At 43.9% G+C, this 25,211-nt stretch carries 24 protein-coding genes, 1 tRNA gene and 1 pseudogene; 11 read left to right on the top strand and 15 right to left on the bottom strand.

What is annotated here, in order from left to right; genetic code table 11:
- The coding region (locus tag AC1RNB_RS12840) for a sensor histidine kinase (protein WP_493083361.1) at positions 1 to 1,360 on the top strand (1,360 nt) is incomplete at its 5' end.
- Positions 1,361 to 1,475: 115 nt separating this feature from the next.
- Here AC1RNB_RS12840 and AC1RNB_RS12835 read toward each other — a convergent pair.
- The 5 genes from AC1RNB_RS12835 to tig form a co-directional block, all read right to left on the bottom strand.
- Positions 1,476 to 1,637, bottom strand: a complete 162-nt coding sequence (locus AC1RNB_RS12835; RefSeq protein WP_493083359.1) for a hypothetical protein — start codon at positions 1,635 to 1,637, stop codon at positions 1,476 to 1,478.
- Between the two features lie 243 nt (positions 1,638 to 1,880).
- Positions 1,881 to 3,119, bottom strand: coding sequence for an ATP-dependent Clp protease ATP-binding subunit ClpX (gene clpX / locus AC1RNB_RS12830; RefSeq protein ID WP_493083357.1), 1,239 nt, complete (start codon positions 3,117 to 3,119; stop codon positions 1,881 to 1,883).
- A gap of 126 nt (positions 3,120 to 3,245) precedes the next feature.
- Positions 3,246 to 3,884: a ClpP family protease gene (locus AC1RNB_RS12825; RefSeq protein WP_493083355.1), complete on the bottom strand. Its 639-nt coding sequence runs from the start codon at positions 3,882 to 3,884 to the stop codon at positions 3,246 to 3,248.
- Between the two features lie 103 nt (positions 3,885 to 3,987).
- Positions 3,988 to 4,680 (bottom strand): ClpP family protease, encoded by a 693-nt coding sequence (locus tag AC1RNB_RS12820; protein ID WP_493083353.1) that lies wholly within the window; start codon positions 4,678 to 4,680, stop codon positions 3,988 to 3,990.
- A gap of 234 nt (positions 4,681 to 4,914) precedes the next feature.
- Entirely contained in the window at positions 4,915 to 6,276 is a 1,362-nt protein-coding gene (tig, locus tag AC1RNB_RS12815; protein WP_493083351.1) for a trigger factor, read from the bottom strand.
- Positions 6,277 to 6,634: 358 nt separating this feature from the next.
- On the opposite strand from tig, the gene AC1RNB_RS12810 reads away from it, so the two are divergent.
- The 6 genes from AC1RNB_RS12810 to AC1RNB_RS12785 all read left to right on the top strand — a co-directional run bounded on the left by AC1RNB_RS12810 (position 6,635) and on the right by AC1RNB_RS12785 (position 10,132).
- Positions 6,635 to 6,943, top strand: coding sequence for a hypothetical protein (locus AC1RNB_RS12810; protein ID WP_493083349.1), 309 nt, complete (start codon positions 6,635 to 6,637; stop codon positions 6,941 to 6,943).
- Between the two features lie 116 nt (positions 6,944 to 7,059).
- Complete coding sequence (locus AC1RNB_RS12805) at positions 7,060 to 7,770, top strand: c-type cytochrome domain-containing protein (RefSeq protein WP_493083347.1); 711 nt, start codon at positions 7,060 to 7,062, stop codon at positions 7,768 to 7,770.
- Between the two features lie 11 nt (positions 7,771 to 7,781).
- On the top strand, positions 7,782 to 8,162 hold the full coding sequence (locus AC1RNB_RS12800) for a hypothetical protein (protein ID WP_493083346.1): 381 nt from the start codon (positions 7,782 to 7,784) through the stop codon (positions 8,160 to 8,162).
- Positions 8,163 to 8,179: 17 nt separating this feature from the next.
- Positions 8,180 to 8,641, top strand: a complete 462-nt coding sequence (locus tag AC1RNB_RS12795; protein WP_493083344.1) for an OB-fold protein — start codon at positions 8,180 to 8,182, stop codon at positions 8,639 to 8,641.
- Positions 8,642 to 8,651: 10 nt separating this feature from the next.
- A complete protein-coding gene (locus tag AC1RNB_RS12790; RefSeq protein ID WP_493083342.1) occupies positions 8,652 to 9,209 on the top strand; it encodes a YceI family protein in 558 nt (185 codons plus the stop codon).
- A gap of 23 nt (positions 9,210 to 9,232) precedes the next feature.
- A complete protein-coding gene (locus AC1RNB_RS12785) occupies positions 9,233 to 10,132 on the top strand; it encodes a DUF5777 family beta-barrel protein (RefSeq protein ID WP_493083341.1) in 900 nt (299 codons plus the stop codon).
- 81 nt (positions 10,133 to 10,213) lie between these two features.
- Here AC1RNB_RS12785 and AC1RNB_RS12780 read toward each other — a convergent pair whose 3' ends face one another.
- Complete coding sequence (locus AC1RNB_RS12780; RefSeq protein WP_493083339.1) at positions 10,214 to 12,580, bottom strand: hypothetical protein; 2,367 nt, start codon at positions 12,578 to 12,580, stop codon at positions 10,214 to 10,216.
- Between the two features lie 292 nt (positions 12,581 to 12,872).
- On the opposite strand from AC1RNB_RS12780, the gene AC1RNB_RS12775 reads away from it, so the two are divergent.
- Positions 12,873 to 14,036, top strand: a complete 1,164-nt coding sequence (locus AC1RNB_RS12775; RefSeq protein WP_493083337.1) for an ATP-binding protein — start codon at positions 12,873 to 12,875, stop codon at positions 14,034 to 14,036.
- 128 nt (positions 14,037 to 14,164) lie between these two features.
- Here AC1RNB_RS12775 and AC1RNB_RS12770 read toward each other — a convergent pair.
- Both AC1RNB_RS12770 and AC1RNB_RS12765 read right to left on the bottom strand, forming a co-directional pair.
- Positions 14,165 to 14,246: transfer RNA gene (locus AC1RNB_RS12770), tRNA-Leu, on the bottom strand.
- 83 nt (positions 14,247 to 14,329) lie between these two features.
- A complete protein-coding gene (locus AC1RNB_RS12765; RefSeq protein ID WP_493083335.1) occupies positions 14,330 to 15,562 on the bottom strand; it encodes a serine hydrolase domain-containing protein in 1,233 nt (410 codons plus the stop codon).
- Positions 15,563 to 15,960: 398 nt separating this feature from the next.
- On the opposite strand from AC1RNB_RS12765, the gene AC1RNB_RS12760 reads away from it, so the two are divergent.
- The 3 genes from AC1RNB_RS12760 to AC1RNB_RS12750 all read left to right on the top strand — a co-directional run bounded on the left by AC1RNB_RS12760 (position 15,961) and on the right by AC1RNB_RS12750 (position 18,646).
- A complete protein-coding gene (locus AC1RNB_RS12760; protein WP_493083333.1) occupies positions 15,961 to 16,557 on the top strand; it encodes a YceI family protein in 597 nt (198 codons plus the stop codon).
- 63 nt (positions 16,558 to 16,620) lie between these two features.
- Positions 16,621 to 17,958 (top strand): hypothetical protein, encoded by a 1,338-nt coding sequence (locus AC1RNB_RS12755; RefSeq protein ID WP_493083331.1) that lies wholly within the window; start codon positions 16,621 to 16,623, stop codon positions 17,956 to 17,958.
- A 91-nt stretch (positions 17,959 to 18,049) separates the two neighbouring features.
- Positions 18,050 to 18,646, top strand: a complete 597-nt coding sequence (locus AC1RNB_RS12750) for a YceI family protein (RefSeq protein ID WP_493083329.1) — start codon at positions 18,050 to 18,052, stop codon at positions 18,644 to 18,646.
- Here AC1RNB_RS12750 and AC1RNB_RS12745 read toward each other — a convergent pair.
- From AC1RNB_RS12745 to arfB, 7 genes and pseudogenes are all read right to left on the bottom strand, one after another.
- Positions 18,643 to 19,056 (bottom strand): hypothetical protein, encoded by a 414-nt coding sequence (locus AC1RNB_RS12745; protein WP_493083327.1) that lies wholly within the window; start codon positions 19,054 to 19,056, stop codon positions 18,643 to 18,645. The two genes, AC1RNB_RS12750 and AC1RNB_RS12745, sit on opposite strands and share 4 nt — an antisense overlap.
- A gap of 153 nt (positions 19,057 to 19,209) precedes the next feature.
- On the bottom strand, positions 19,210 to 20,484 hold the full coding sequence (locus tag AC1RNB_RS12740; protein WP_493083326.1) for a DEAD/DEAH box helicase: 1,275 nt from the start codon (positions 20,482 to 20,484) through the stop codon (positions 19,210 to 19,212).
- Positions 20,485 to 20,782: 298 nt separating this feature from the next.
- Complete coding sequence (locus tag AC1RNB_RS12735; protein WP_493083325.1) at positions 20,783 to 21,256, bottom strand: GAF domain-containing protein; 474 nt, start codon at positions 21,254 to 21,256, stop codon at positions 20,783 to 20,785.
- Between the two features lie 31 nt (positions 21,257 to 21,287).
- A complete protein-coding gene (locus AC1RNB_RS12730; protein ID WP_493083323.1) occupies positions 21,288 to 22,793 on the bottom strand; it encodes a lipopolysaccharide biosynthesis protein in 1,506 nt (501 codons plus the stop codon).
- Between the two features lie 181 nt (positions 22,794 to 22,974).
- On the bottom strand, positions 22,975 to 24,048 hold the full coding sequence (locus tag AC1RNB_RS12725; RefSeq protein ID WP_493083322.1) for a cytochrome-c peroxidase: 1,074 nt from the start codon (positions 24,046 to 24,048) through the stop codon (positions 22,975 to 22,977).
- Between the two features lies 1 nt (position 24,049).
- Complete coding sequence (locus tag AC1RNB_RS12720) at positions 24,050 to 24,781, bottom strand: MbnP family protein (protein ID WP_493083320.1); 732 nt, start codon at positions 24,779 to 24,781, stop codon at positions 24,050 to 24,052.
- Positions 24,778 to 25,167: pseudogene (arfB, locus tag AC1RNB_RS12715) on the bottom strand (alternative ribosome rescue aminoacyl-tRNA hydrolase ArfB); the annotation flags it as partial. The pseudogene arfB and the gene AC1RNB_RS12720, both read right to left, overlap by 4 nt.
- Positions 25,168 to 25,211: the final 44 nt, after the last annotated feature.

Here is a 25,211-nt window from a genome sequence, read left to right as displayed (position 1 = left end):
AACGACTGACTTCCAATCTTTAGTCTATCCTTTCCACATTAGCCTCTTTTATTTATTTAACTCAAACAGCTTCTTAGCCAGGTCCGAAGAATATTACCTGAAATCGCTTGCCATAGACAGGCTGTTGAACGATAAATTCGGAGCCGCACTGAACCAGCTGCAACTGGCTTCCATTCGTCAGCAGCAGGGAAGGAGCGATGCATCCATTGCCGATGCCAAAGAAGCGTATGGCTGTGCCTATGTGGTATCTGCGTATAACCTGATGAAAGATGCTTCTGCCAGGGTAATTGATGTGTACCGGCAGAAAAATGATATTATGCGGGCCTCAGAATGGCAGGATTCGCTGGTAAATGTATTGAACCTGCAGATCGCCAATGAAAAAGAGTATGCGCTCAATTTCATTGAAGTGATCAAGAACCAGAACGCCAAAAATACCAATGCAGAGAAAGACCTGGAAAAACAGAAACAGGTACAGAAAGAGCAGTTACTCATTATCACCGTAGGTACTTTTATCCTGATTATTGTGGCCGTACTGGCCGTGCTGGCCCTGGTAAACTACCAGCGTCAGCGTTTCTTTGGTAAAGAACTGAAGCAAAAAAATGAGATCATTGAAAAGAATTCCGCTTCACTTGATCAGTTGAACAAAGAGATCTCTCACCAGAACCTCCTACTCGAGGAAGATAACAAAACCAAAAACAAACTGCTCTCTATCATATCGCACGATCTCCGTACTCCATTGGTGAATACCAAAGGGGTGTTGAACCTCGTAAACCAGGGCATGGTTCCACCGGAAGAAGCGGATCGTTTACTGCAACTGCTTGAGACGCAGTACCTGGGCACCACATCCCTGCTGGATAACCTTCTGTTCTGGATCAAGGGGCAAATGGATGGTAAGGAAGATGATAAAGTAAAAGTAGGACTGCACCAGCTGATCAAAGTGCTGGAGGAAGAACACCGCATGCCACTGATGAAAAAGAAGATCACACTACGGAATCTGGTAGACCGTGATCTGGCTATTGTTGCAGAAAAAGAAATGATGCGGATCGTATGCCGTAACCTGATCAGTAATGCCATCAAGTTCACCAACGAAAACGGAACTATCGATATTACTTCCCGTTTGGGCGATGACCATTGCCTGTACCTGGCCGTAAAAGACAATGGCATTGGTATGACAAAAGAAGCGATTGAAAAAGTGAACGCCAAACAATACTACAATACCACCGGCACTTCTTATGAAAAAGGAAGTGGGTTCGGTTTAATGCTCTGCCGCGATCTCATCAGCAAAGCCGGCGGAGAACTCATTGTAGAAAGCGAACCCGGCAAAGGAAGTACATTCACGATACGTATGCCACTCACATAATGAACAGACGAACAGATGAACCGATGAACAGACGAAGTATATTTATTAAATAGCTCTTCACCTACTCATCAGATCATCGGTTCCTTGCTCGTCGGTTCATCGGTTCATCTGTTCCCTAGTCTTCGTTTTTGTTTCCGGCAGCAAAAATCTGGTCAACCGCGCCACCCAGCATGGGGAATCTTTCTTTTACAAAATTGGCAATGGTCTCAATGGCTTTCTGTGCCTGTTCCGGATTCAGTTTCGCTTCTTTCACCAGGCGCTCTACAAGTTCATTCATGATTGGGAGAGTTTAAGTAAGTTTTATGTTCTAAGTATTAGGTTCTAAGTTTTGTGTAAAGTGCAATACCATTCACCATTCACGACTCACGACTCACGACTCACGACTCACGACTCACGACTCACGACTCACGACTCACGACTCACGACTCACGACTCACGATGCAAATTACTGGCTCCCCACAAAAAAGCGACAAGAACTTATTCCCATCGCTAATGTGTTTATCGGTAAGTAAGCAGTTGATCAGGCTACTTTTAATGCACTGATCTTGCTTTTGCTGAACATCTGCTCTGCGTAATCGAGGGTAATATGCAGCTGTTTGGTATCGGTGCCGGGTAATTCAAACATGGCATCGGTGAGGATACTTTCGCAGATACTGCGTAAGCCCCGGGCACCCAGTTTGTATTCTAGGGCTTTCTTCACCATAAAATCAAGCACTTCGTTATCCATGATCAGTTCAATGCCCTCCAGCTCAAACAGGCGGGTAAATTGTTTGATGAGTGAGTTGCGGGGTTCGGTCAGGATATTTCTGAGTGTTTCCGCATCCAACGGGTTCAGGTGGGTGATCACGGGTAAACGTCCGAGCAGTTCCGGGATCAAGCCAAAACTTTTCAGGTCAGTGGCATTGATGAACTGTAGCAGGTTTTTACGCTGGTGCTCCTGTTCTTCCTTGTTTACACTGAAGCCGATGGCATTGGTGTTTACCCTGCGGGCGATCACTTTGTCAATTCCATCAAAAGCACCACCGCAGATAAAGAGAATATTTTTCGTATCCACTTTGATCATTTTCTGCTCCGGATGTTTACGGCCTCCCTGCGGGGGTACCAGTACTTCGGTCCCTTCCAGCATTTTCAGCAATCCCTGCTGTACCCCTTCACCGCTTACATCGCGGGTGATAGAGGGGTTATCGCCTTTACGGGCGATCTTGTCCAGCTCATCCACATATACAATCCCGCGTTCGGCAGCGGTTACATCATAATTACAGTTCTGTAACAGGCGGGTCAACATACTCTCCACATCTTCTCCCACATATCCCGCTTCGGTAAATACGGTTGCATCTACAATGGCAAAGGGAACATTCAGCAGGCGGGCAATGGTTTTGGCCAGCAGGGTTTTACCCGTACCGGTTTCGCCCACCATAATGATATTGCTCTTTTCAATTTCTACCTCATCCTGCTGGGCTTTGCTGTTAACCCGTTTGTAGTGATTGTAAACGGCTACCGACAATACCTTTTTGGCATCATCCTGGCCAATTACATATTCATCCAGGAATTTCTTGATCTCCGCCGGACGGCGAACATTGAGTTTGAAATTAGCGTTGGTGCTGTTTTCCTGTTTGGTTGATAATTCCTGTGCAATAATTTCCTGGGCATGTTCTACACAGTTCTCACAGATATGACCATCCTGCCCGGCAATGAGAATTTTTACCTCATCGCGGTTGCGGCCACAAAAAGAACAATGTAATTGAGATGCTTTCGCCATAATCTGTTTCCTTCACGTATAATAATAAAAGACACCTGTTGGCGGCTTATTGTTGCAAAGCTACCACAGTTCGGGGGTCTGCGCGTCTGTTTTGAGTAAAAACCGTGTAAAAACGGTCGAACGGGCTTAGATTTTGTCTAAAACCGCGTCTACAATACCGTAAGCCACCGCTTCTTTGGCGTCCATCCAGTAATCCCGGTCAAAATCCTTCATGATCTGTTCTACGGTTTTACCGCAGTTATCGGCCAGTATTTTGGCACCCAGTTCCTTGGTTTTGCGGATCTGGTTGGCCTGGATCTCGATATCGGCACTGGTTGCCTGAAAATAACCGCCCAGGCTTGGCTGGTGTATCATGATCTCGGCATGCGGGTATACAAAACGTTTGCCCTTGGTGCCGGCACTGAGTAAAATAGAGCCCATACTGGCCGCAAGTCCCATACAGATGGTGCTTACCGGACTCTGGATCAGCTTCATGGTATCATAAATGACCATACCGCTGGTAACTACGCCTCCCGGACTGTTGATATAGAATTTGATCTCCTGACCGGGTTTGTCCGCATCCAGCAACAGTAATTTGCTTACCACATCACGGGCAGACTTATCATCTACCACGCCCCATAAATACACGGCTCTTTTTTCGAAGAAGAGTTTTTCCATCTTCTTCATCATAAAGCCGGTCATGGGTTCTGGTTTTTCTTCTTTAGCGGGTTCGTTTTCTTCGTCGTCTTCCTGTAAGTAGGGGTTGATATATTTTGCGTCGATCATTTTTTCAATTTTATTTTTTGTGAATGGGCAATTGTGAGTGGGCAATTGGGAATAGTGAATTGAATGTTCTCATTCACTATTCACCACTGACTATTCACTACGATCAGCTTTTCTTCTCTTTTCTCGGATTCATAAACAACACCTCATCAATCAAACCATATTCCTTGGCTTCAGTGGCGGTCATCCAGAAATCACGGTCGCTGTCTTTGGCAATGGTTTCTACGTCTTTTCCGGTATGATGCGCGGTTACGGCATAGAGTTCCTGCTTCAGTTTCTTGATCTCACGGGCCGTGATCTCGATATCCGTTGCCTGTCCGCCAATGGCGCCACTGGGCTGGTGCATCATGATACGGCTGTGTTTCAAAGCAGTTCTTTTACCCTGGATACCCGCACATAACAGGATCTGACCCATACTAGCGGCAATACCGGTACAGATGGTAGCTACATCCGGACTGATAAACTGCATGGTATCATAAATACCCAAACCGGCATATACGCTACCACCGGGACTGTTGATGTACATCTGGATATCACGGGTACGGTCTGTACTTTCGAGGAAGAGTAGCTGGGCCGTTACAATATTGGCCACATAATCATTGATACCTTCTCCGAGGAAAATGATGCGATCCATCATCAAACGGCTGAATACATCCATGCTGGCTACATTCAACGGTCTTTCTTCAATGATATAGGGAGTGAGGTTGGTAAACCCCTGTTGTTGGTAATTATGCAAAGTGGCACTGCTGATGCCCCTGTGTTTTACCGCGTATTTCTCAAATTCTTGTCCAAGGTTCATGTGTTACGATTTTCGCTTTGAAGATAAGTGATTTGCTATTTCAAGAATGAATTCTACAGGCAAATACTGTGCAATTTGGATTTTACGACAACAAGTCAGGCCATATTGCTGCTTCTAACCATGTCCACGACCGTAGATCTGTAGACTGTAGACAGAATTTCCGATATAAAAATGCCGGACCAAGCAGGTCCGGCATTCAGGTATGTTCTCACGCCTGTTTCAGGGGTGTTGGGATTAATGATGATGATGGTGCAGTTTCTTGGCAAAATCTTCGGCGCTGATGGCTTCTTCTTTGGCCTTTACCTGTCCTTCCAGCGCGGTAAACATTTTGTCTGTGCTGATGCGGTGGTAGCTGTCTTCCACAAATTTGCGGTCCTGCATCATGCGGTTGGCATAATCATCTACCCACTGCTGGTTATCGCCCAGGGCACCTAACTGGCCACCCATGTAGCTGAACAGCTGCTGTTTGGCAAAATCACGGATATCGTCAGGCATTACTTCGATCTTATTGTCCTGGATCAGTTGGCTGCTTACCAGGGTCCATTTTAACTGGTTCACAAAAGTAGGGTAGTCCTGCTCTGCTTCTTCGGCCGTTTTAGGCTGTTCACCACCGGTTTGTAACCAGCGTTTCAGGAAACTTTCGGGGAACTGCATTTCGGTATGGTCTACCAAGTGGTGATAGATCTGGTCGAAGATCTGGTTGCGGGATTGCTGATCAAAATGCGCATCAATCTCCGCTTTTACCGCTGCACGGAAATCAGCTTCAGATTTGATCTCCTTGTTAGGATATACAGCGAGGAAAAATTCTTCGTTCAGTTCGGCTTTTTCTACAAGACCTACTTTAGTGATCAGGATCTTGAAATATTTATCGCCATCTTCTTTACTCAGTCCCAGATCTCCCAGAATGGCTTCTTTTTCTTTGTCTTCAAACGCTTTGCTCAACTGCAATACCAGGGTATCATCTTTCTTTTTACCCATCAGGTTCCTGCGGAAACCGGCTTCAAAATATTTCACCAGCAGTGAATTGTCTTTGCTGATACCACCTTCCACTTCATTACCTTCCTGATCGCACTCAATGAATTTTACATTCACCACATTATCCTCACCGGTAACGGTTTCTGGTTCTGTCATTTTACCGTTGCGGATCTGTAAGCGCTCCACTTCTTCCTGTACCATTTCATCGGTTACATTGATCTTGTAGCGGGTTACGTTAATCTTGCTGGCATCTACCTTCACATCCGGTTTCAGGCCTATTTCAAAAGAAAAAGTGTATTCAACCGGATTGTTCATATCCAGTTTGGCTGCATCGTTATCCAATGGCAGGGGCTGGGCAAAAATCTCCAGTTTTTCATTGTTCAGGTAGGCGTTCAGTTCGGCTTCTACCTTACGCAGTACTTCATCATTAAAAACGCCCTGGCCGTACATTTTCTTAACCAGTCCGGCAGGAACCATACCCTTACGGAAACCGGGGATATTGGCGGTTTTGGCATATTTTTTCAGGCTTTGTTCAAAGCCGTTATAATAATCTTCTTTATTCAGCTGAACGGTCAGTTTGTCGTTCAATAAACCAATGTTCTCTCTGGTAACAGATGCCATGATGGAATTTTTAGAATTCTTAAAATTTGGGGTGCAAAGGTAAGGGATTGTCTGAAACCACGAGGTTCTTGCCGGTTTTTAAGCAAAAATCCCATTCATCTCACCCTGAAAGATGTTTTTTCAATCGCAGGCAACGGAAAGTGGCGGAAAGGGCTCTACCTTTGTAATCAAAAGATGGTACAAGACCACTATAATATATATAAATATATTAATTTGTATAACATTATCTTAAAATGAGATAATCTGGCGGTCGCTGGCATCAATTTTGGTTGATTACTAACACATGAGGAAACCGCTGCTGATATCAATGCTGTTGTTGCATATTCTGGGAAACACAGAATTATGCCAGCTTTTGTCTGTGCACAAAATTTATCAGCATTACCAGCTTCACCTGCTCATGAATCCCCGGGAAGGTTTTGTGGATTATATCAGCGAACATTATGTGGGCGATGATGGTATAACGGCAGATGATGCCATGGATCATGAATTACCTTTTAAGAACCTGATACACCCGAGCAACCTGCCGGCCACAACACCACCGCTGGTATTTTCTACTACACTACATTCTTTTTTGCTGGAAAGCATTCCGTTTCCTTCAGGAATGCCCGAAGCTATTTTGTTCCCTTATACAGATTCACTTTTACGCCCTCCTGCCGCAATGGCCTGATGTTTACCCTTGTCTTGAAACCTTAGTGTAAAGTCATTCCTGTAGTTACAGCCGGAACCGAATGCCCGTTCCTGCCTGCACCTACCCGGATGTCTACATCAGCTTAAACAAATTTTATGAAAATAATGAGCGTAAAAACCGGTTTACTGACCGTAGTAACCGTACTGGTATTTTTTGCCTGTAAACATGAGATCCCGTTTCCGGCAGGTACCACTGTGGTAACGGAAGTGCCCAACCCCGGAACTTCGGGACGTACCTGCAGTCCGGATTCTGTCTATTTTGCCAACGAAATCCAACCCATGATCAATGCCGGCTGTGCCATGGCTGGTTGTCATGATGCGGTTACCCATGCAGAAGGACTGAACCTGACCACGTATACCGGCATCCTGAAAATTGTTTCGCCCCGGAATGCCGGCGGCAGCAAATTGTATAAAGAAATCATCCGTACCGATAAAGACCGGATGCCCCCACCGCCCATGCCGGCCATGAGCACCGACCAGTTGGCAAAAATCCAGAAATGGATTAACCAGGGTGCGGTAAACAATGTCTGCGATAAATGCGATACCACCGATTTCAAATACAGTACGGCCATCAAACCCTTACTCGCTACCAAATGTGTAGGATGTCATAACAGCGCTTCACTGGGTGGAGGTGTAGACCTCGCTTCCTATGCAACTGTGAAAACATCGGCCCTCAGTGGAAAATTACTGGGATCTGTAAAATGGACAGCCGGTATTTCTGCGATGCCCAAAGGAGGTGTAAAAATGCCTGACTGTGAAATCACACAAATTCAAAAATGGATCAACGCGGGAACGCCGAACAATTAAATATAGTAACCATGAAAAAGTCAATCTTATTTCTTTTAATCGGCTTCCTGATTATATCATTCTATTCCTGTTATTATGATAAAGCCGATCTGCTATATCCCACTGGTTCGGCCGTGTCCTGCGACACCAGCACCGTTATCTCCTATTCTCAAAAAATAGTACCCCTGCTGAAAAACCAGTGTTACGGATGCCATACACCCACCGGTGGTTCGGGTGGTATTAATATGGGAACCTATGCTACTGATAAAGCTATCGCGGTGAATGGAAAATTATATGGCAGTATCAGTCATGCAGCTGGGTTTATTCCCATGCCGCAGGGTACATCCAAAATGACCACCTGCCAGCTGGCTGCGATCAAAAAGTGGATAGATGGTGGGGCATTAAATAATTAATACTTATAACTGAGCACATGTCTAAGAAAACAATCACAAGAGTGTTGATCCCTGTCCTGGTCCTACTTGTTTTGGGAGCGGTATATGTGTATCATGAGTTTAACCGAAAAGCACCTGATACAGCTGATCTGACACCGGCGTATGAACTAACCGGTACACAGTTACTGGAAGCATTTCAGCAGGATGAGAAAAAAGCAAATACACTTTATCTCGGTAAAGTACTGGCTGTAACAGGCATGATCAAATCGCAGAGCAGCGATAGTGCCGGTGTACAAACCCTGGTCATCGGAGATACGGCTTCCCTCTCATCGGTACGTTGTATCATGAACGGTGATCCCGGATCGGTTACCGGACCCTTCAGTACGGGAACCAGGATTACCATTAAAGGTATCTGTACCGGATACAATGCTGATGATATGGGTCTGGGTGCAGATGTGCTGCTGAACCGTTCTGTTCCACAAAATTTACTAAAACCTTAAATGCATTTTTATGAAAAAGCTGATCATTTGTATACTGGCCCTGTTTGTCATCAAAAACATAACTGCCCAGGATAAATTTTTTACCAAGAGTGGCAGGATCTCTTTTGATGCTACTTCTCCCAAGTCGCCTGAAAATATTGAAGGCGTGAATAAAACCGTGACCTGTGTGCTGGATACCAAAACAGGAAATCTGCAAATGGCTGTATTAATGAAAGCCTTTGAATTTGACAGGGCTTTGATGCAGGAACATTTTAATGAGAATTATGTGGAGAGCAACAAATTTCCTAAAACAGAATTCAGAGGTGCTATTCTTGCGGGTACGGTTGTTAACTACGGTAAAGACGGAGTTTACCCGGTGAAAGTAAAAGGGAAACTGACCATGCATGGACAAACCAAAGAGGTTGAAGCGGAAGGTAAGCTGACAGTGAAAGCCGGCAAAATTCAGGTGCAGTCTGTTTTTTCCGAGCAGTTGGCCGATTATGGTGTTACCATTCCGCAACTGGTGGCAGATAAAGTAGCTAAAACCGCCAAGATCACGGTAGACTGTTTGCTGGATCCTTTGAAATAATTCGTACCCCCTAAAAAACATGTATGAGAAAGAATACCATATTGTTGATATGCCTGCTGGGCTTATCCACTACTCAAATAATCGCCCAGGAAACGGACCTGCTGAAGCTGGTGGGCGAAGACAAGCCCAGGAAAGAATATGTAAAATATGCCTTTAAATCACCGCGGGTAATTAACGGGCACTCGATGGAATTTCTGGCACCGGGTACACTTGACTTCCGGATCCTGCACCGTTTTGGATTGGTGAGTCAGGGTTTTGATAATTTATTCGGTCTTGACCAGGCCAGTATGCGCATGGGTTTTGATTTTGGTTTGCGCAGGAACCTGATGTTTGGTTTTGGCCGCAGCACTTTTAAAAAAGAACTGGATGGATATGTGAAATATGCACCCTTTCAACAAAGCACCGGCGAGGGCAGTTTTCCGGTTACTGTAGCTTTGGTGGGAGGAATGACAATGAATACCTTACCCTGGGCCGATCCTACCATCAAGAATTATTTTTCTTCCCGGCTGGCCTATTATTTTCAGACCATCATTGGCCGCAAGATCAGTGAAGGCTTTACGTTGCAGTTATCGCCAACATTAGTGCATAATAACCTCGTGGCCCTGCAAACTCAGCCCAATGATATTTATGCAGTAGGTTTTGGTGGCCGCGCCAAAGTATCTAACCGGATGGCACTTACCTGGGATTATTTTTATGTGGTAAACGGCATTGAAAAAGGAATCAATTACCATCCGCTGTCTGTGGGGGTAGATATTGAAACCGGCGGACACGTATTTCAGCTGCATGTGTCCAATGCAGCGGGAATGAATGAACGTGCTTTCATTACAGAAACTACCAATAGCTGGTCCAAAGGAGAATTACGTTTCGGGTTTAACCTCTCGAGAGTGTTCCAGATCGCTAAAAACAAAAAGCTCACACCGTGAGCCTTTTGTTTGAATAAGTTGGTTCGGATGGAGGGGTGCCTCCGAATTCTTAGTGGCAAACTGTGGGTTAGTAGTTGAGCGTTAGGGCAATATTTTTTTAAAGAAAAAACTATTCCCGTTTACTAAGATTCCTTGAATGAGAATGGTAGTCTTTCGGGGAATCTTAGTATTTTTTTGCTTGGTTTTCTGAAGTGAAGTGTATAAGTCTGATTCGTTTAAATAGGGTATCCATTGTAATGCTATCTGTGTATTACTTTTTCCTAAATTAGTATTAGCTTCTTCAATAAAAGGCATCGCTATTGAATAACCCGCGAGAGTTATAAAAGGGTTAGTAGTGCTATTAAGATATTGGCCGGGTAAATCTTCTGTTTTTTTAGTATACACAACAATGGAAGGCCTGCCGGCCATGCCCAATAAAAATATTTTCACGAGTGCTACATCTTTTACATATATATTCATTAATTCTTCTCTGCTAACGATGCCTTCATTTAAGTAAAATGTCCAACTGTGGGTGGTGTTTCTTGCAATTGTATTGGGATATGATAGCATAATATAATTCCAGACAGACAAACTAAAATCGCCATATGGTTCGTTAACAAGATCCAAAACCTTATCTGCCTGTCCACTAAATAATCCTTTCGTATATCTTTTGTCTAAAAGCTTTGTTTTTTGTCTTAATGTGATTGTAGAAACTACCGTAACCTCGTTTAGGTTTCTGCTGGAATCCTGAATGGTATTTTTTATTTCAATATTTTGGAGCGATTTGGTAGGTTTACTGTGTGTAATAATCGGAGATTCAAATCTACTTGAATCTGCAGGTATCCAAAGTCCTTCGTGTGTAAAATGCAGCCCGGCAACAGAATCTAGTACAAATTCTGTTGCTGGTTTTGCAGATTCACTGCCAGCTCTATCGGAGAAATAAACTTTCACTGTATCAAAAAAAATGCCTCCTTTTAGCGAATAAATATTTTCTGCATTTTTTTGAAAAATAGAGAAGTCCTTGTTATTACTCCTGTCAACAAAAACCGAATTGAGGTTGTCTGCTTTAAATGATTTTTTATTTTCTTTTGGTCTCACATATATCTCCAGGTAGTCAGATATCTTTTTCTTCGAATCAGGGCCATATTTATCAGTAAGAAGCTGTTCAAATTGAGGTATATTCAGATTAACACTCGCAAGTAAGGCATTAATATTTTGGATCGATGTAGGTGTAATAAACTGGAAATAGTCTTTTGGAAGAATTAGAGGTTCATTAAGATAATTTAACAAAAGGAGTGTCTCGGTGATATTTTTTGTTGGGTAGGAGAAATATTCTTCTGTTCGCTCACTCATGAGCGAAATACTAGCATCTTCAATGTTGCTATTATTCCATTCTTTTACAATATTGGCAGAATCTATATCCGGGGATGTCAGGTTCGATAGTGTCTGATTAAGTGCTTTACTGTTTTCAGTGAACACGAAAATCTTTTTTTCAGCAAGCACTTCCTGGTTACCATCTAATAGTAAAAGAGTAGCTATCCCATTTTCAAGATCTTTTATGGGTAATCTTACTTTGTGGTCTATTCTTGGTCCTTGAAATTCAAATTTAAATAGTTTATTAAGTCCATTTATCCCAATAAGCTGTTTCGGTGTTGCGGTATTCCCTCTGGTGCTTTTGGTTTCTATGATATAAGCATCGTCTTGTAAATAGGCGGAAAGACTAACTCCTTCTTCTGCTTCCTTTTTTATGTCGGAAATAGTGGTATCTCCGGATGTCATAAAGCCAACCTGGTATTTTTGTCCTGGCTCAGGTGTAAAAAACAGTTTGCCAGTTCCTATGTCATCTGACTGACCCGAGCAAATCGTATCCTTTCTTGCATTCAAAATAAATGCTGATGTTTTTTGGGGATAACCGAACTGATCGCGGGATAAATAATAGATATCATTCTCTATACCATTTAAAACTTTATTATTCTCGAATTTCCAGCTGATATGTGATTCTCGATAATATGGTTTTGCTCGTATTTCCAGGTCGGGGTATTTATTTGAAGTAATGATAATAGCCTCGGTGTAGCTAAGGGTTTTTGCTTTAAAGGCGGATGCTGCGTCTGTATAGCAAAAGATGAAATACCTGCCTTCTAAAAGATTTTCGGGTATATGTAAAGTGCCGATAGCCGTTTGGGAGAGAATTGGCCCAGTAAATTCAGTGATGACATCACCAGTCGCTTTTAATAGTTTAAATTTTATGTTGGAACCAACGTTAGTAGCCCCGGTTTTCAGGTAAGCCTTCAGATATATTGTTTCGCCGGCGGCATAGTGTTGTTTATTTGACTGGCAATAGATACTTCCATCAGGATATTTTTGTTGGGCTTTTGCAAGGATGGAATCAAAAGTTTGGGCAAAAAGAGTCTGATAAGAAACTATAATCAGTAGGCAAATCCTGAATGTAATTACAAACTTTTGAAACATATAACAAATAAAGTAGTTATTATTTAGCTAACATTGGTTTTTACCCTGAGACTTTTTTTAGTTCAGAATTGTATATTTTGGTTTTAGCAGAAATGAGGGAGTAATTTAGTTGTATAACAGATTGATGATCAATTAGTAGAAACTAAATGGGTTGAACCCACACATCTCGCGGTGTTATATCCTACGTATAGTGCCTCTGCTAAGTTCGCCACATCCGCTCATGTACGGAAAAAGAGATCCGGTTCCATTTTGTAACTATGCAAATCTAACATTTTATGTTAGATTTGCATACATGATTAAACGCCAACTGGCAAATACCATCCGTAAAGCACTTAAGCGAAGCCCTTCTGTTGCCTTAATAGGCCCCAGGCAGGTAGGCAAAACGACTATTGCCCTGGAGGTAGCAGAAACAATGCCATCCGTATATCTGGATCTGGAAAGCAGTCTGGATTTGCAAAAAGTGCGAGATATCGTGAGCTTTCACAATGCCAATCGGGATAAACTGATTATTCTGGATGAAATTCAGCGATTACCGGAAGTATTCGCTCCGTTAAGGGGAATTATTGATAAGGAACGGCGCAAGGGTAATAAAAGCGGTCAGTTTCTGTTTCTGGGGTCAGCATCCATTGATCTGCTGCGTCAATCAAGCGAATCGCTGGCGGGTAGGATTGCCTATCTGGAACTTTTTGGTATTAATCAATTAGAGTATTCCCATGATATGCATACACTTTGGCGTCGTGGGGGATTCCCGGAAAGTCTGTTAGCTACTTCAGAAAAAAATAGCCTGGAATGGAGACGTGATTTTATCAAAACCTATTTGGAACGTGACATCCCGCAACTGGGCCCCCGGATACCGGCGGAAACACTAGAACGTTTCTGGACAATGCTGGCTCATCACCAGGGCACTGTGTTGAATTCGGCTAACTTAGGTAGAAACCTTGATGTGAGTGGTGTTACCATCGGTCGTTATCTGGATTTGATGACAGACTTATTACTCGTCCGCCGCCTGAAACCATGGACGTTTAATATCGGTAAGCGCTTGGTTCGCTCACCCAAAATTTATGTGCGTGACAGCGGTATCGTCCATGCCTTACTTAACATCGCAGACCATAATCAGTTGCTCGGCCATCCGGTAGTAGGTGGAAGTTGGGAAGGGTTTGTGATTGAAAACATTCTCTCGGTAGCACCACCAGGCGTACAACCCTATTATTATGGTACACCCGGCGGTGCAGAAATTGACCTTGTATTAGAATTTTCGGGTGCAGAAAAGTGGGCCATTGAAATTAAACGTAGCTCTTCTCCGGTGGTAAGCAAAGGTTTTCACATTGCGTGTGATGATATCAAACCTGAAAGGAGTTATGTGGTGTATTCCGGAACAGATCAGTTTTCTCTGGGAGGGGGTGTCACCGCTATCTCCCTTGTTAAGCTCATGCAAGAGGTAATGAAACAATTTTAATGGAAAGGAGTAGACAGATAAGTATACAGAACTTCTACTCACTACCTGCAAGCAGATATTACGCAAATCACTCAAAAAACACAAAACCCGCCAAAGCGGGTTTTGAATGAAAGATTGAAAACAATCAGTGCGGATGGAGGGGGTCGAACCCACACGCCTCGCGGCGCTAGATCCTAAGTCTAGTGCGTCTGCCAATTTCGCCACATCCGCTCAGGGGCGCAAAAATAGGGGGATTTGGGAAAAACCGGCATTTTTTTGGTCGGTAGGATAAAAAGAACCGGGTAGATCGGCATTTAAGGCTGAATCGACTCCAGGATCTTTTTAATGGTCTGGTTCATGGCTTTGTTATCCGCAATCCAGCGAACCACCACTACCAGTTCATGTTCGGGGTCTACATATACCAGGTTATTGCCATTGCCGATATGCATGAATGTGGTAGCCGGCGCATCGGGCAGCATTTTCTGATTGGTATTGAGAAACCAGTTCATATAGCCGTAATCTGTTTTGGCCGGGGTAGGTGTAAGCGCCTGTTTTACCCATTGCTCGCTCAGCAATTGTTTGCCGTTCCAGTTGCCCTTGTGTAAAGTGAGCAGGCCAAAACGGGCCATATCATAGGCGTTGATAAACATGCCGCCGCCCCAATGTCCGCCACCACTAACCGATTGAACAGCCTGCCCATCCAGTACAATCCAGGCATTGCGGTAACCTGTCCAGCGCCAGGTATGGGAGGCTCCGATGGGGTCCATGATATATTGCTGCAGTACCTGAGGCAAAGGTTTGCGCCATACACTGGTAGCGGCCAGTGCCAGTACATTTACCCTTACATCATTGTATTCCCAGGAGCTGCCGGGTGTATTCCTTTTACGGTTGTGCCATTTAGCCGGATCGGGGTCGGGCCGGTCGGCCCAATCGGGTTTGCCCCATAGGGTACCTTCCCAATCGCTGGTTTGGCGTAAGAGATGATTCCAGGTAATGGTTCTGTTATGCTCTGTATCAAACAAGCGTAATAATTGTGGCTGACCAAACAGTTCTGCGGGTCTGTTTACCGGAAGGGGGGTGTATAATTCAATGGGCGGAACATAAGGTGCTACTGTATCGTTCACATTCCGGATCAGTCCCTGGTCTACGGCCAGTCCTACTACAGATGATAAAAAGCTTTTGGTTACACTATGCGTCATATCGCAACGCTGGGGTTCGCCCCAACTGGCGATGATGTAACCTTTGTAAATGATCAGTCCGGTAGGTTCACCACGTTCTGCAAATGGACCGATGGCTTCTCCGAAGGGTTCTTTACCGAAACTCTGGTAATGACTGATCTCCATGTTACGTGGATTTTTGCTTTCAGCTGCTTTGGCTATAGCAATGGCTTCATTGATTTTTCCAGGATTCATTCCCAGTTCTGCAGGTTGTCTGGTTTCCCATACCTGTGGTGGCGGAAAATAAGAAGCCTGCGTATTTTTTTGCTGGCTGAATAAAGCACTGCTGATACATAAACTGGCTGTCAGGAAAAGATTTCTTGGTAACATATATACTAAAATAAGCGAATTCCACGTTTCTTAGATACTCCCTTCATTTTCTGCCTTTATTAATCAGGTATATCTGCAGAAGCTGCCTCTTTTATCCTACTTACTGCAAGTTTCATATGCATTCATGGAACTGAACTATTATAAAATGACAGTTCCATTACAAAGGGAGTCCGGTGCCTGAAAGTGTTAAAATGAATAGCAAACTGCTGGTATTCATTTGATTGCAACTGAAAATCTATGAAAAATAATTTACGGAAAAACCAAAGTATGATATAAATCATAAAAACGTTTGATGTATATCATATTCACGCTCTCAATAGCGTTATAAGTTTGTGTAAGAAAGTAAGAAGAACAAAACAACCAACCACTACTTTAGTAATACACTAAAAAAAAAGATTATGAAAAACGTACTACAACCTACACAGAAAAAAATCTTCGCACTGGGTCTGGGGCTCATCCTGTTTATGGGAGCTTTTGCCCAGGTTAAGTACACTAACAGAAACAATGCGTCTTTAACTGTTAGCGGAACATCTACCCTTCACGATTGGGATATGAAATCTGCACAGGGCAATTGTGAAGCCACTATTACCCTGAATACAGCCGGTGCTTTAACCGCATTAAATGGTCTGTCTTTTTCTACCAATACCGCAGAACTGAAAAGTGGTAAAGGTGCGATGGACAAGAACGCCTATAAAGCCCTGAAAACTGACAAGAACCCAACTATCACTTATGTTGCGGCAACTTCTACGGTTTCTTTAATCAGTGGTACAGATTACCTGGTAAAAACCGTGGGTAAATTAACCATCGCGGGTACTACACTGGATGCAGAAGTAACTGCTAACTGTAAAGTACATCCCGATAAAACAGTTACTGTAATGGGGTCTAAAAAACTCAGCATGAAAGAGTTTGGAATGGTTCCGCCCAGTTTTATGATGGGCACCATTAAAACAGGAAACGATGTTACCCTGAAATTCGATTTCACACTCAGTAAATAAGTAAGAAACAAACCTATAACACTAAACAATAACACTATTGTTTATAAACCCAAAACCATTTTTATGAAAATGCAAATTAACAGGTTAAAAACAATGCTTGGTTTCGTTTTGATCGGGGTTCTACCTGTGGCCCTTAACGCACAACAACCAAAAATAGGACACTTCCGTGCATACGACCAGAGTGGTATCAACCAGTTTGAAACTTCTAAAGCTGATTCAGTTAAGTTTGAAGGACTGAAGATCAGATGGGGTTCAGGTTTTACCATGCAGTTCCAGAACCTGAAACACGAGAATGCCGCTTTGAATAATACCGGTACCGGTGCTAACCGTCTCTATCCATTAAGTAAAGGATTTATGACAGCTCAGGCTAACTTATACATGGATGTACAGCTGGCTGATGGTATCGCTATGAATGTGACCAGCTACCTCTCTTCCCGTCACCACAACGAAACCTGGGTAAAAGGTGGTTATATCCAGTTCGATAAAGTACCTTTTAAAGGAAAATTCTGGGATGATGTGATGAAACTGGTTACCCTGAAAGTAGGTCACTTTGAAGTGAACTATGGCGACCAGCACTTCCGCAGATCAGATGGTGGTCAGACTTTATACAATCCGTTCATGGATAACTATATCATGGATGCGTTTGCTACAGAAATCGGTGGTGAGGTATATGTTCAGAAAAACGGCTTCATGGGTATGATCGGTATCACCAACGGTATGATCAAAGGAAATGTGGATTCTGCCATAGCCACTACTCAGGATCCTAACGTAAGGAAAAATCCTTCTATCTACTTCAAAGGTAGTTATGATGCCAAAGTAGATAAAGATGTAAGGGTTCGTTTTGCAGTGAGCCATTATACCAATTACAGTAATGCAGGTAGTGGTCTTACCTTATATGGTGGCGACCGTACCGGTTCTAACTACCAGAACGTAATGGAAAAAGGGGTACCAGGTGCATTACCTGCTTCTACTGCCGTTGCTTTCTCTGGCCGCCTGAACCCGGGTTTCAGCAAAAAAATGTCTGCTACCATGTTCAATGCATTCCTGAAAGCGTATGGATTTGAACTGTTCACTACCTATGAATTCTCTAAAGGCAGAACCAAAACTGAGGTTGATGACAGAAAAGCCAGCCAGTTTGCAGTAGAAGGTGTATATCGCTTCGGTAAAGCAGAAAATCTGTTTGCCGGTATCCGTTACAACACTGCCAGTGCCAGATTAGCCAATTTTACCAGCGATATCAAAGTGAACAGAACTGCTTTTGCTGCCGGTTGGTTCATGACCAAAAACGTGCTGCTGAAAGCTGAGATCGTTAACCAGAAATACCTGGATTTCCCTACCACTGATTATCGTGCAGGTGGTAAATTCAACGGATATGTGATTGAAGCGATCGTAGGATTTTAAATAATTGGGTTTTTTTATAGTGTATGATAGCCGGATGAATTAATTTCATTCGGCTATCGTTTTTTTAGCAAACAGAAAGTGGCGGGGCACTATGAGAAAGAACTGGCTTTACCTGATATTATTATTTGTATTACCCGGGTTTAACGCTCCGGATACGACTATTACCAGCTGGGTGGTGATGCCAGGTAGCAGTCTGGCCGTGAATGGCAGTACCAATATCAATACTTTCCAGTGTGAAATCACCAATTATTCCCTGCCCGATACCCTGGCCTGCAGCCGAACAGCCGCCCGCGGACAGGTATTGCCCATGAATGGAAGATTGAAGCTGGACATACAATCTTTCGATTGCCACAATAAAATGATGACGAATGATCTGCGGAAAACGCTGAAGGCAAAGACGTATCCGCATTTGTCTATCCGGTTTATCTCCATCAACAGTTTTCCTGATTTCAAAAACCCAACACGCATTACCGGAGTGGTAGATATTGATCTGGCCGGTGTTACCAAAAGATTTGAGATCAATTACCTGTTTACGATAGGCAGCGGACAAATGGTACACCTGAAAGGAGACCGGGTAATCAATTTCTCGGACTTTAACCTCAATCCCCCCAGCAAACTGGGTGGTATCATCAAAGCCAAAGATGAGTTAAGTGTAGAATTTAAGCTGAACCTGAAACCGCTCGGTTAAGGATTCATTTTCGCAAAAATAATTCCCGCCGCACAGGATTGTAAGAAACCGAAACCCAGCCAGGAGAGGACCATGGTTTGGGATACATCTATCTGGCTATAGGTCATCCAGAGGATGGGCAGCAGGCCGGCAATGGTATAGGCTAAACCGAATTCCAGGCCGCGGAGAATAAAATGACCGTGAAATACTTTTTTAGAACGCTCCCAGAACCAGGAAAGTGCCATACTGATGAGCAGGGCATGCGAGTAGAAGAAGAAGTCTCTCGATCTGTCTGAGATAAATACATTACTCAGGTACTCTACAAAAAAAGGTTTCATCATCGGGATGGTTACGGCCAGAAACAATCCACCATATGAGAAGACCGACAAAATAACACCTGCCACGAGCCCGCTGATAAGCACCTTTTTCATTTCCTGAATTTGACCCTGAAATTAGTTTTTTTTGCGCAGATAGAAACAGCTCATGTCAAATTGTAGCTCAGTTTGATGGGATCAGTTTCACAAAAAAAACGGTTCTGCACTTACCGGCTAACCGATAGGGCAGAACCGCTGGGGAAAATTTACTTATTTACCTCTGTTGGCTGTCTGGTTGCCGGCATATCTCCTGGCATCTCCTCCGCGGAAAGAACGTCTGTTACCGTTCTGGCGTTGGCTTTGCGCAGGTTTTTGCGGCAGTGATTTATAGGTGCTGAGTGAGGTATCGCTCATCGCATACGGGTGTTCGGTAACTACCGGCACTGTATTGGTGATCAGTTTCTGTATATCACGCAGAAATTCTTTTTCTTCCTGATCGCAGAAAGAATATGCGATGCCACTGGCACCTGCCCGGCCGGTACGGCCAATACGGTGTACATAGGTTTCGGGTACATTCGGTAATTCAAAATTGATCACGTGTGAAAGATTGTCTACATCAATCCCCCTGGCGGCGATATCGGTAGCTACCAGTACACGGGTTTCGCCCGATTTGAAATTACCCAGTGCACGCTGCCTTGCATTCTGTGATTTATTACCGTGGATGGCTTCGGCGCCAATACCTACTCGGTTCAGTTCTTTCACCACTTTATCGGCACCGTGTTTGGTACGGGTAAATACCAGGGCACTTTTAATACCCGCATCTTTCAGCAGGTGGATCAGGAGGTGTTTTTTATTTTCCTTTTCAACAAAATACAATGATTGCTGAATGGTTTCAGCAGTAGAAGAAACCGGGGTTACTTCTACTTTGGCCGGGTTACTCAGAATAGTACTTGAGAGTTTCGCGATCTCTGTTGGCATGGTGGCCGAGAAGAAAAGCGTTTGTCTTTTAGCCGGTATTTTGGTGATGATCTTTTTTACATCATGAATGAATCCCATATCCAGCATACGGTCTGCCTCATCCAGCACAAACAATTCGATCTGTGACAGATTGATGAAACGTTGTTCTACCAGGTCCAGCAAACGGCCCGGGGTAGCGATCAGGATATCCACGCCATTGCGCAAGGCGTTGGTTTGGGGTTGTTGCGAAACGCCGCCAAAAATCACCAGGTGTTTCAGGTTCAGGTGTTTGCCATAGGCCGCAAAACTTTCATCGATCTGGATGGCCAGTTCGCGGGTAGGGGTTAAAATCAGGGCCTTGATACCTTTATTGGTACTGCCGACCAGTTTTCTTTCGTGCAGGATCTGCAGTATAGGGATGGCGAAAGCGGCGGTTTTGCCGGTTCCGGTCTGGGCACATCCTAGCAGGTCTCTTCCCTGTAAAACCATGGGGATAGATTGCTCCTGGATGGGCGTTGGGGTAGTGTAGCCTTCTGTTTTGAGCGCGCGTAATATGGGCTCAATAAGGTTTAATTGGTCGAATAACACAATAGATAATTTACATAAATGAACATCTGAAATTGCTCAGATGGTATATAACCTGCCCGTAATTGACTTGATGAAACTTTGTCACGGAAGAGTGATCAGTCTGTAGAGAGAGTATATGAATGGGACAAAGGTAAGGGAAAAATATTTAATAGGTTGTTAAGTCGTGCATACAGCGCAAAAAACAGATGAACAGATGAGCAAGGAACAGATGAATGATAAAGAACTGAAAAACAGGGGAATACTTCTTCGGTTCCTTGCTCATCTGTTCATCTGTTCATCTGTTCATCTGTTTCCTCGCTTAATGGCTGAGCAGGGAGATGATTTCTTCTAAATAGGTCTTGTCAGTTTCATCGAATTGGTCCAGTAATTCACTGTCTACATCCAATACACCCCACACTATTCCGTTTTGGAGCATGGGTACCACGATCTCGGATCGGGATAAACTGCTGCAGGCAATATGGCCGGGAAATTTTTCTACATCTGGAACGATCAGGGTTTCGGCTTTGGCCCAGCTGGTGCCACATACACCCCGACCCTTGTTGATGCGGGTACAGGCTACCGGGCCCTGAAAAGGTCCTAAGACCAGTTGTTCACCTTTTACAAGGTAAAAACCTACCCAGAACCAGCCGAACTGCTCTTTTAAGGCACCGGTTATATTGGCCAGGTTGGCTACAAGGTCAGGTTCTCCGTCGATCAGTGCTTTGATCTGGGGAATAAGTGCCTGGTATTGTTCTGCTTTTGTTCCTTTACTGATAGAGAGATCTTCCGCCATACTGCAAAATTATAGGAAGCCGGTTAATATGCTACCGGATGTATTTTCCGATTGCCGGTAATTTTTTGAACTCTTTTTTCTCTATCAATAAAATAAACCAGCACCAGGCAGCTAAAAACACGCAACCCAGGCTAAGACTGAAGTAAGTATACGGAATAAAATAAGTGATGCCTTTGTGCATGAAAAACAGGATCAGCACGATAACGCCATAAGCAATCAGCTTTTTGGTAACATAGGGAACGGGGTACACTTTCTGTCCCCAGCGGTAACTGATCACCATCATGGTACCATAACAAAAGAAAGTGGCCCAGGCACCTGCCATATAACCGATATAGGGGATGAGCAGGTAATTCAATCCAATGGTGATGGCTGTGCCAATCAATGTAATATAAGTGCCGGCAATGGTGCGGTTGCTGAGTTTGAACCAGATACTCAGGTTGTAATAAATACCGAGGAAGATATTGGCGAGCAAAAGAATCGGTACAATGGCTAAACCTACCCGGTAAGCAGGTCCGATCATTCTTGACCAGATGGGGAGGAACAGACTTACTGCGAGGAACATGGTAGTAACCACGATCACGAAAAATTTCATTACCCGTGCATAAGTCTTTTGTGGATTTTGCCCTTCTGCCTGTTTGAAAAAGAAAGGCTCGGCACCCATCCGGAAAGCCTGAACAAACAGGGTGATCAGCAATGATAATTTGTAACAGGCATTGTAAATACCTACCTGTTCATTACGGAATTCATCAGTTCCCGGTAACCAGGCTTTTAACATCAGCCTGTCGAATGTTTCGTTAATGATACCACCCAGGCCCACGATCACCAATGGCAGTGCATATACCATCATTTCCTTCCATAGTTTCCCGTCAAAATGAAAACGAACCATGGCAATCTCTTTGCTTAACAGCAATAAAGTAACGAGGCTCTGTACCACATTGGCCAATACTACATAAACGATCGGGTTCTGGTTATTATCATAGAAGCGGCCCACCCAATGTAATGGATCTTTTGCCATTTCTATGGGACAATAATATACAAAGAACCAAACCAGCAAGAGATTGATAAAGATGCCGGTTACCCTTACAAATGCATATTTGATGGGCCTTTCTTCCTGCCTTAGTTTGGCAAATGGAATTACCCCCAGTGTATCAATGGCAATGATAGCAATGGTGAGAATGGCTATCACCGGTATATCTGCAAACCCAACTATATTGCCCAGCCATCCCCTGTTGAACCATAGGATCGCTGAAAAAATAATGGTTGTAAACAGGATGGAAAGAAAAGAAGTACTGTAAATCGTTTTTTGATACTCCTGTTTGGCCGAAAAACGGAAATACGCAGTTTCAAAACCATAGGTGAATAATACACTTAAAACAGGGATCGCGGAGTACAACAAACTCTGCCTGCCGAAATCGGCCGTTTTTACATGACTTGAATAGGTAAGTAAAGGTGCCAACAGGTACCCCAGAAACCTGGCAGCAATAGAGCTGAGTCCATACCACATCGTTTGTCCGGCCAGTTTCTTTATTCCGCTCAAGGGGTGGTTTGTTTATTGGTTTATTGGTTTATTTGTTTACTGGTATGCTTCCCCACTCCCCACTCCCCACTCCCCACTCACCACTCACGTCTCACGTCTCACGTCTCACGTCTCACGTCTCACGTCTCACGTCTCACGTCTCACGTCTCACGATCCCGCGCTAAAGTAACAAAACTGTCGCTTACTGGTGAATATCTGCAGGAGGATTTGTATTCGTACCTGTTCCAGGTGGGGCAAAACGGGGATCTTTCAGAAAACTGGAATCAGTGAGGGTGAAAAGGAAAGCCGTTAACTGACCTATTTCATAATTGGATAAAGCCAGTTTTCGGGTGAGCAAAGAATCTGTAGTATTGCTCACTACCATATTCTTCCGGTAATGTTCAAATACATTCATGAGAGAGAAGAAACGTCCATCGTGGCCAAAAGGGAAACTGACTGCTACGTTCCGCAGGCTGGGTACTTTGAATTTGAGAGAATCTTTTGGGTTATTGGTGATCCGCATCCTTCCCTTGTCTTTCAGCGCCGGATCGAGGGGGAGGCCGGTATTTCGGTAAGAATAATCAGTGAACATGGGTTCTGTATGGCAGCTCACACATTTTTGCTGAAAGATCTCATAACCCAGTTTTTCAGGCAGGATAAAGCTGTCTTCTCCGCGTTTTACCCGATCATATTTGCTGTTGCTGCTCACCAGTTGTAAAACAAACTGGCTGATAGCTTTACCCAGACGCTGCGTATTGATGGTTTCATCGCCAAATGCGGCTTTGAATAATTTCCGGTATTCTTTATCTGCTTTCAGTTTATCGATGACATTGCTGATGCTCTCTGCCATTTCATTTTCGGCCGTAATGGGAGCAAGGGGCTGCAGGTCAAGATGATTGATACCTCCATCCCACATGAATTCTTTTTGCCAGGCCAGGTTAAACAGTCCGGGAGCATTGCGGGTGGTGAGGGAGTTATTGTACCCGTGGCTCAAACTATGATCGTAGGTGTTGAAAGCGCCGAACTGCTGGTGGCAACTGCCGCAGGAAAAATTACCGTCTTTGCTGAGCCGGCCGTCATAAAATAATTTTTTACCGAGTGTGATACCTTCTTCAGTAAGTGGATTCTTTGAAAAATCGTAAACAGGTAGCGGCCAGCCTTTGGGCACTTTGAAAGCTACTGGTTTGGGCTTGAAATACCGATTGTCCGCTACGATCCATTCTATGCCCGTAAACACTATCAGTAATAAGATCAAGCTGTGTTTGGTGATCTTCATATCAGCGGATGGAATGGATGGAGAACATGGTTTGATAATTGTCTGCTAATTTCATAGCCAACCCACCCGGCGAATGGCAAACCGGTGTTTCAGCGATGTTTATTTCGGATGCGCTTTTGAACCATTGGTTGATATCAGCAGTAATATGAATCTCCTGAACAGAACCGTTTGTAGGGGGAAGGGAAAGTTCAATATATCTCGCAGTGTTCATACCCATACGGAAACCACCCACATGATAGGTGAAACGATGGCCGGGAGTTAGCAGCGCTTCAGCAGTACCTTCCAGTTTGGCCATGATATATCCGCTGTTCCAGGTCCAGAACATGCCCTTCATGGGATCCAGTGCGCCGGTCTGTATGCCGGATACATTACGGATACTATCTACACCCAGTAAAAACCCAATCCGGCTTATCTGTATATCCGGTATGCTGAGTGAAATGGTTTTGGAGGCGGGTTCATTCTCATCTACCAGAAAATACTGTGCGGGTAGTTTTACTTGTTTGCCAGCGGCATTTGTAAGGCTGATATTAGATATGTAATATTTGAATTTTTCTATGCAGATACTATCGCCCAAAATATTCCTGACTGTTTTGCCTGTTTCCAGCAGTTCTTTGCCCAGCTGGTGATGAAATACCAGCCTTAGGTTTCGCTCAGGAGGCTGCTGCCTTTCAGGTAACTGAAAAGCAGTGAGGGGCAGCAGGGCGATATACAGGAGATAGCGCATTTTTTTCATAAATAATCATGCTTATTGATCTTCCTGCGAAGCTGTTTGTTCACGGTATTTTTTTTCTTGCTTTCGATCCTCTTTTCCTGGGCGGCCCGGGTAGGTTTGGTGGGACGCCTGATTTTCTGTTTTACCAATGCGGCTGTTACCAACTGGTTCATTTTGCGGATCACTTCCGCTTTATTACCCAACTGCGATCTCTCCGTCTGCGATTTTACCAGTAATACACCATCATCTGTGATCTTATTGGCCAGTTTTTCGCGGATTCTTTGTTTCTGTTCTTCTGAAAACAACTGCGAATCGTTCACTGGCCAACGACCTTCTACCATGGTCTCTACCTTGTTTACATTTTGTCCTCCTTTACCCCCACTTCTGGCTGTCTGGAACAAAATCTCCGTTGTAATGTCTACCTTCATTACACTAAAGTTCGGATAAAAAC

The organism is Sediminibacterium sp. GW821-FHT12F12 (assembly GCF_058806635.1).
The sequence above is the reverse complement of the archived record's forward strand: the minus strand, read 5'-3'. Positions and strand labels throughout refer to the sequence as shown.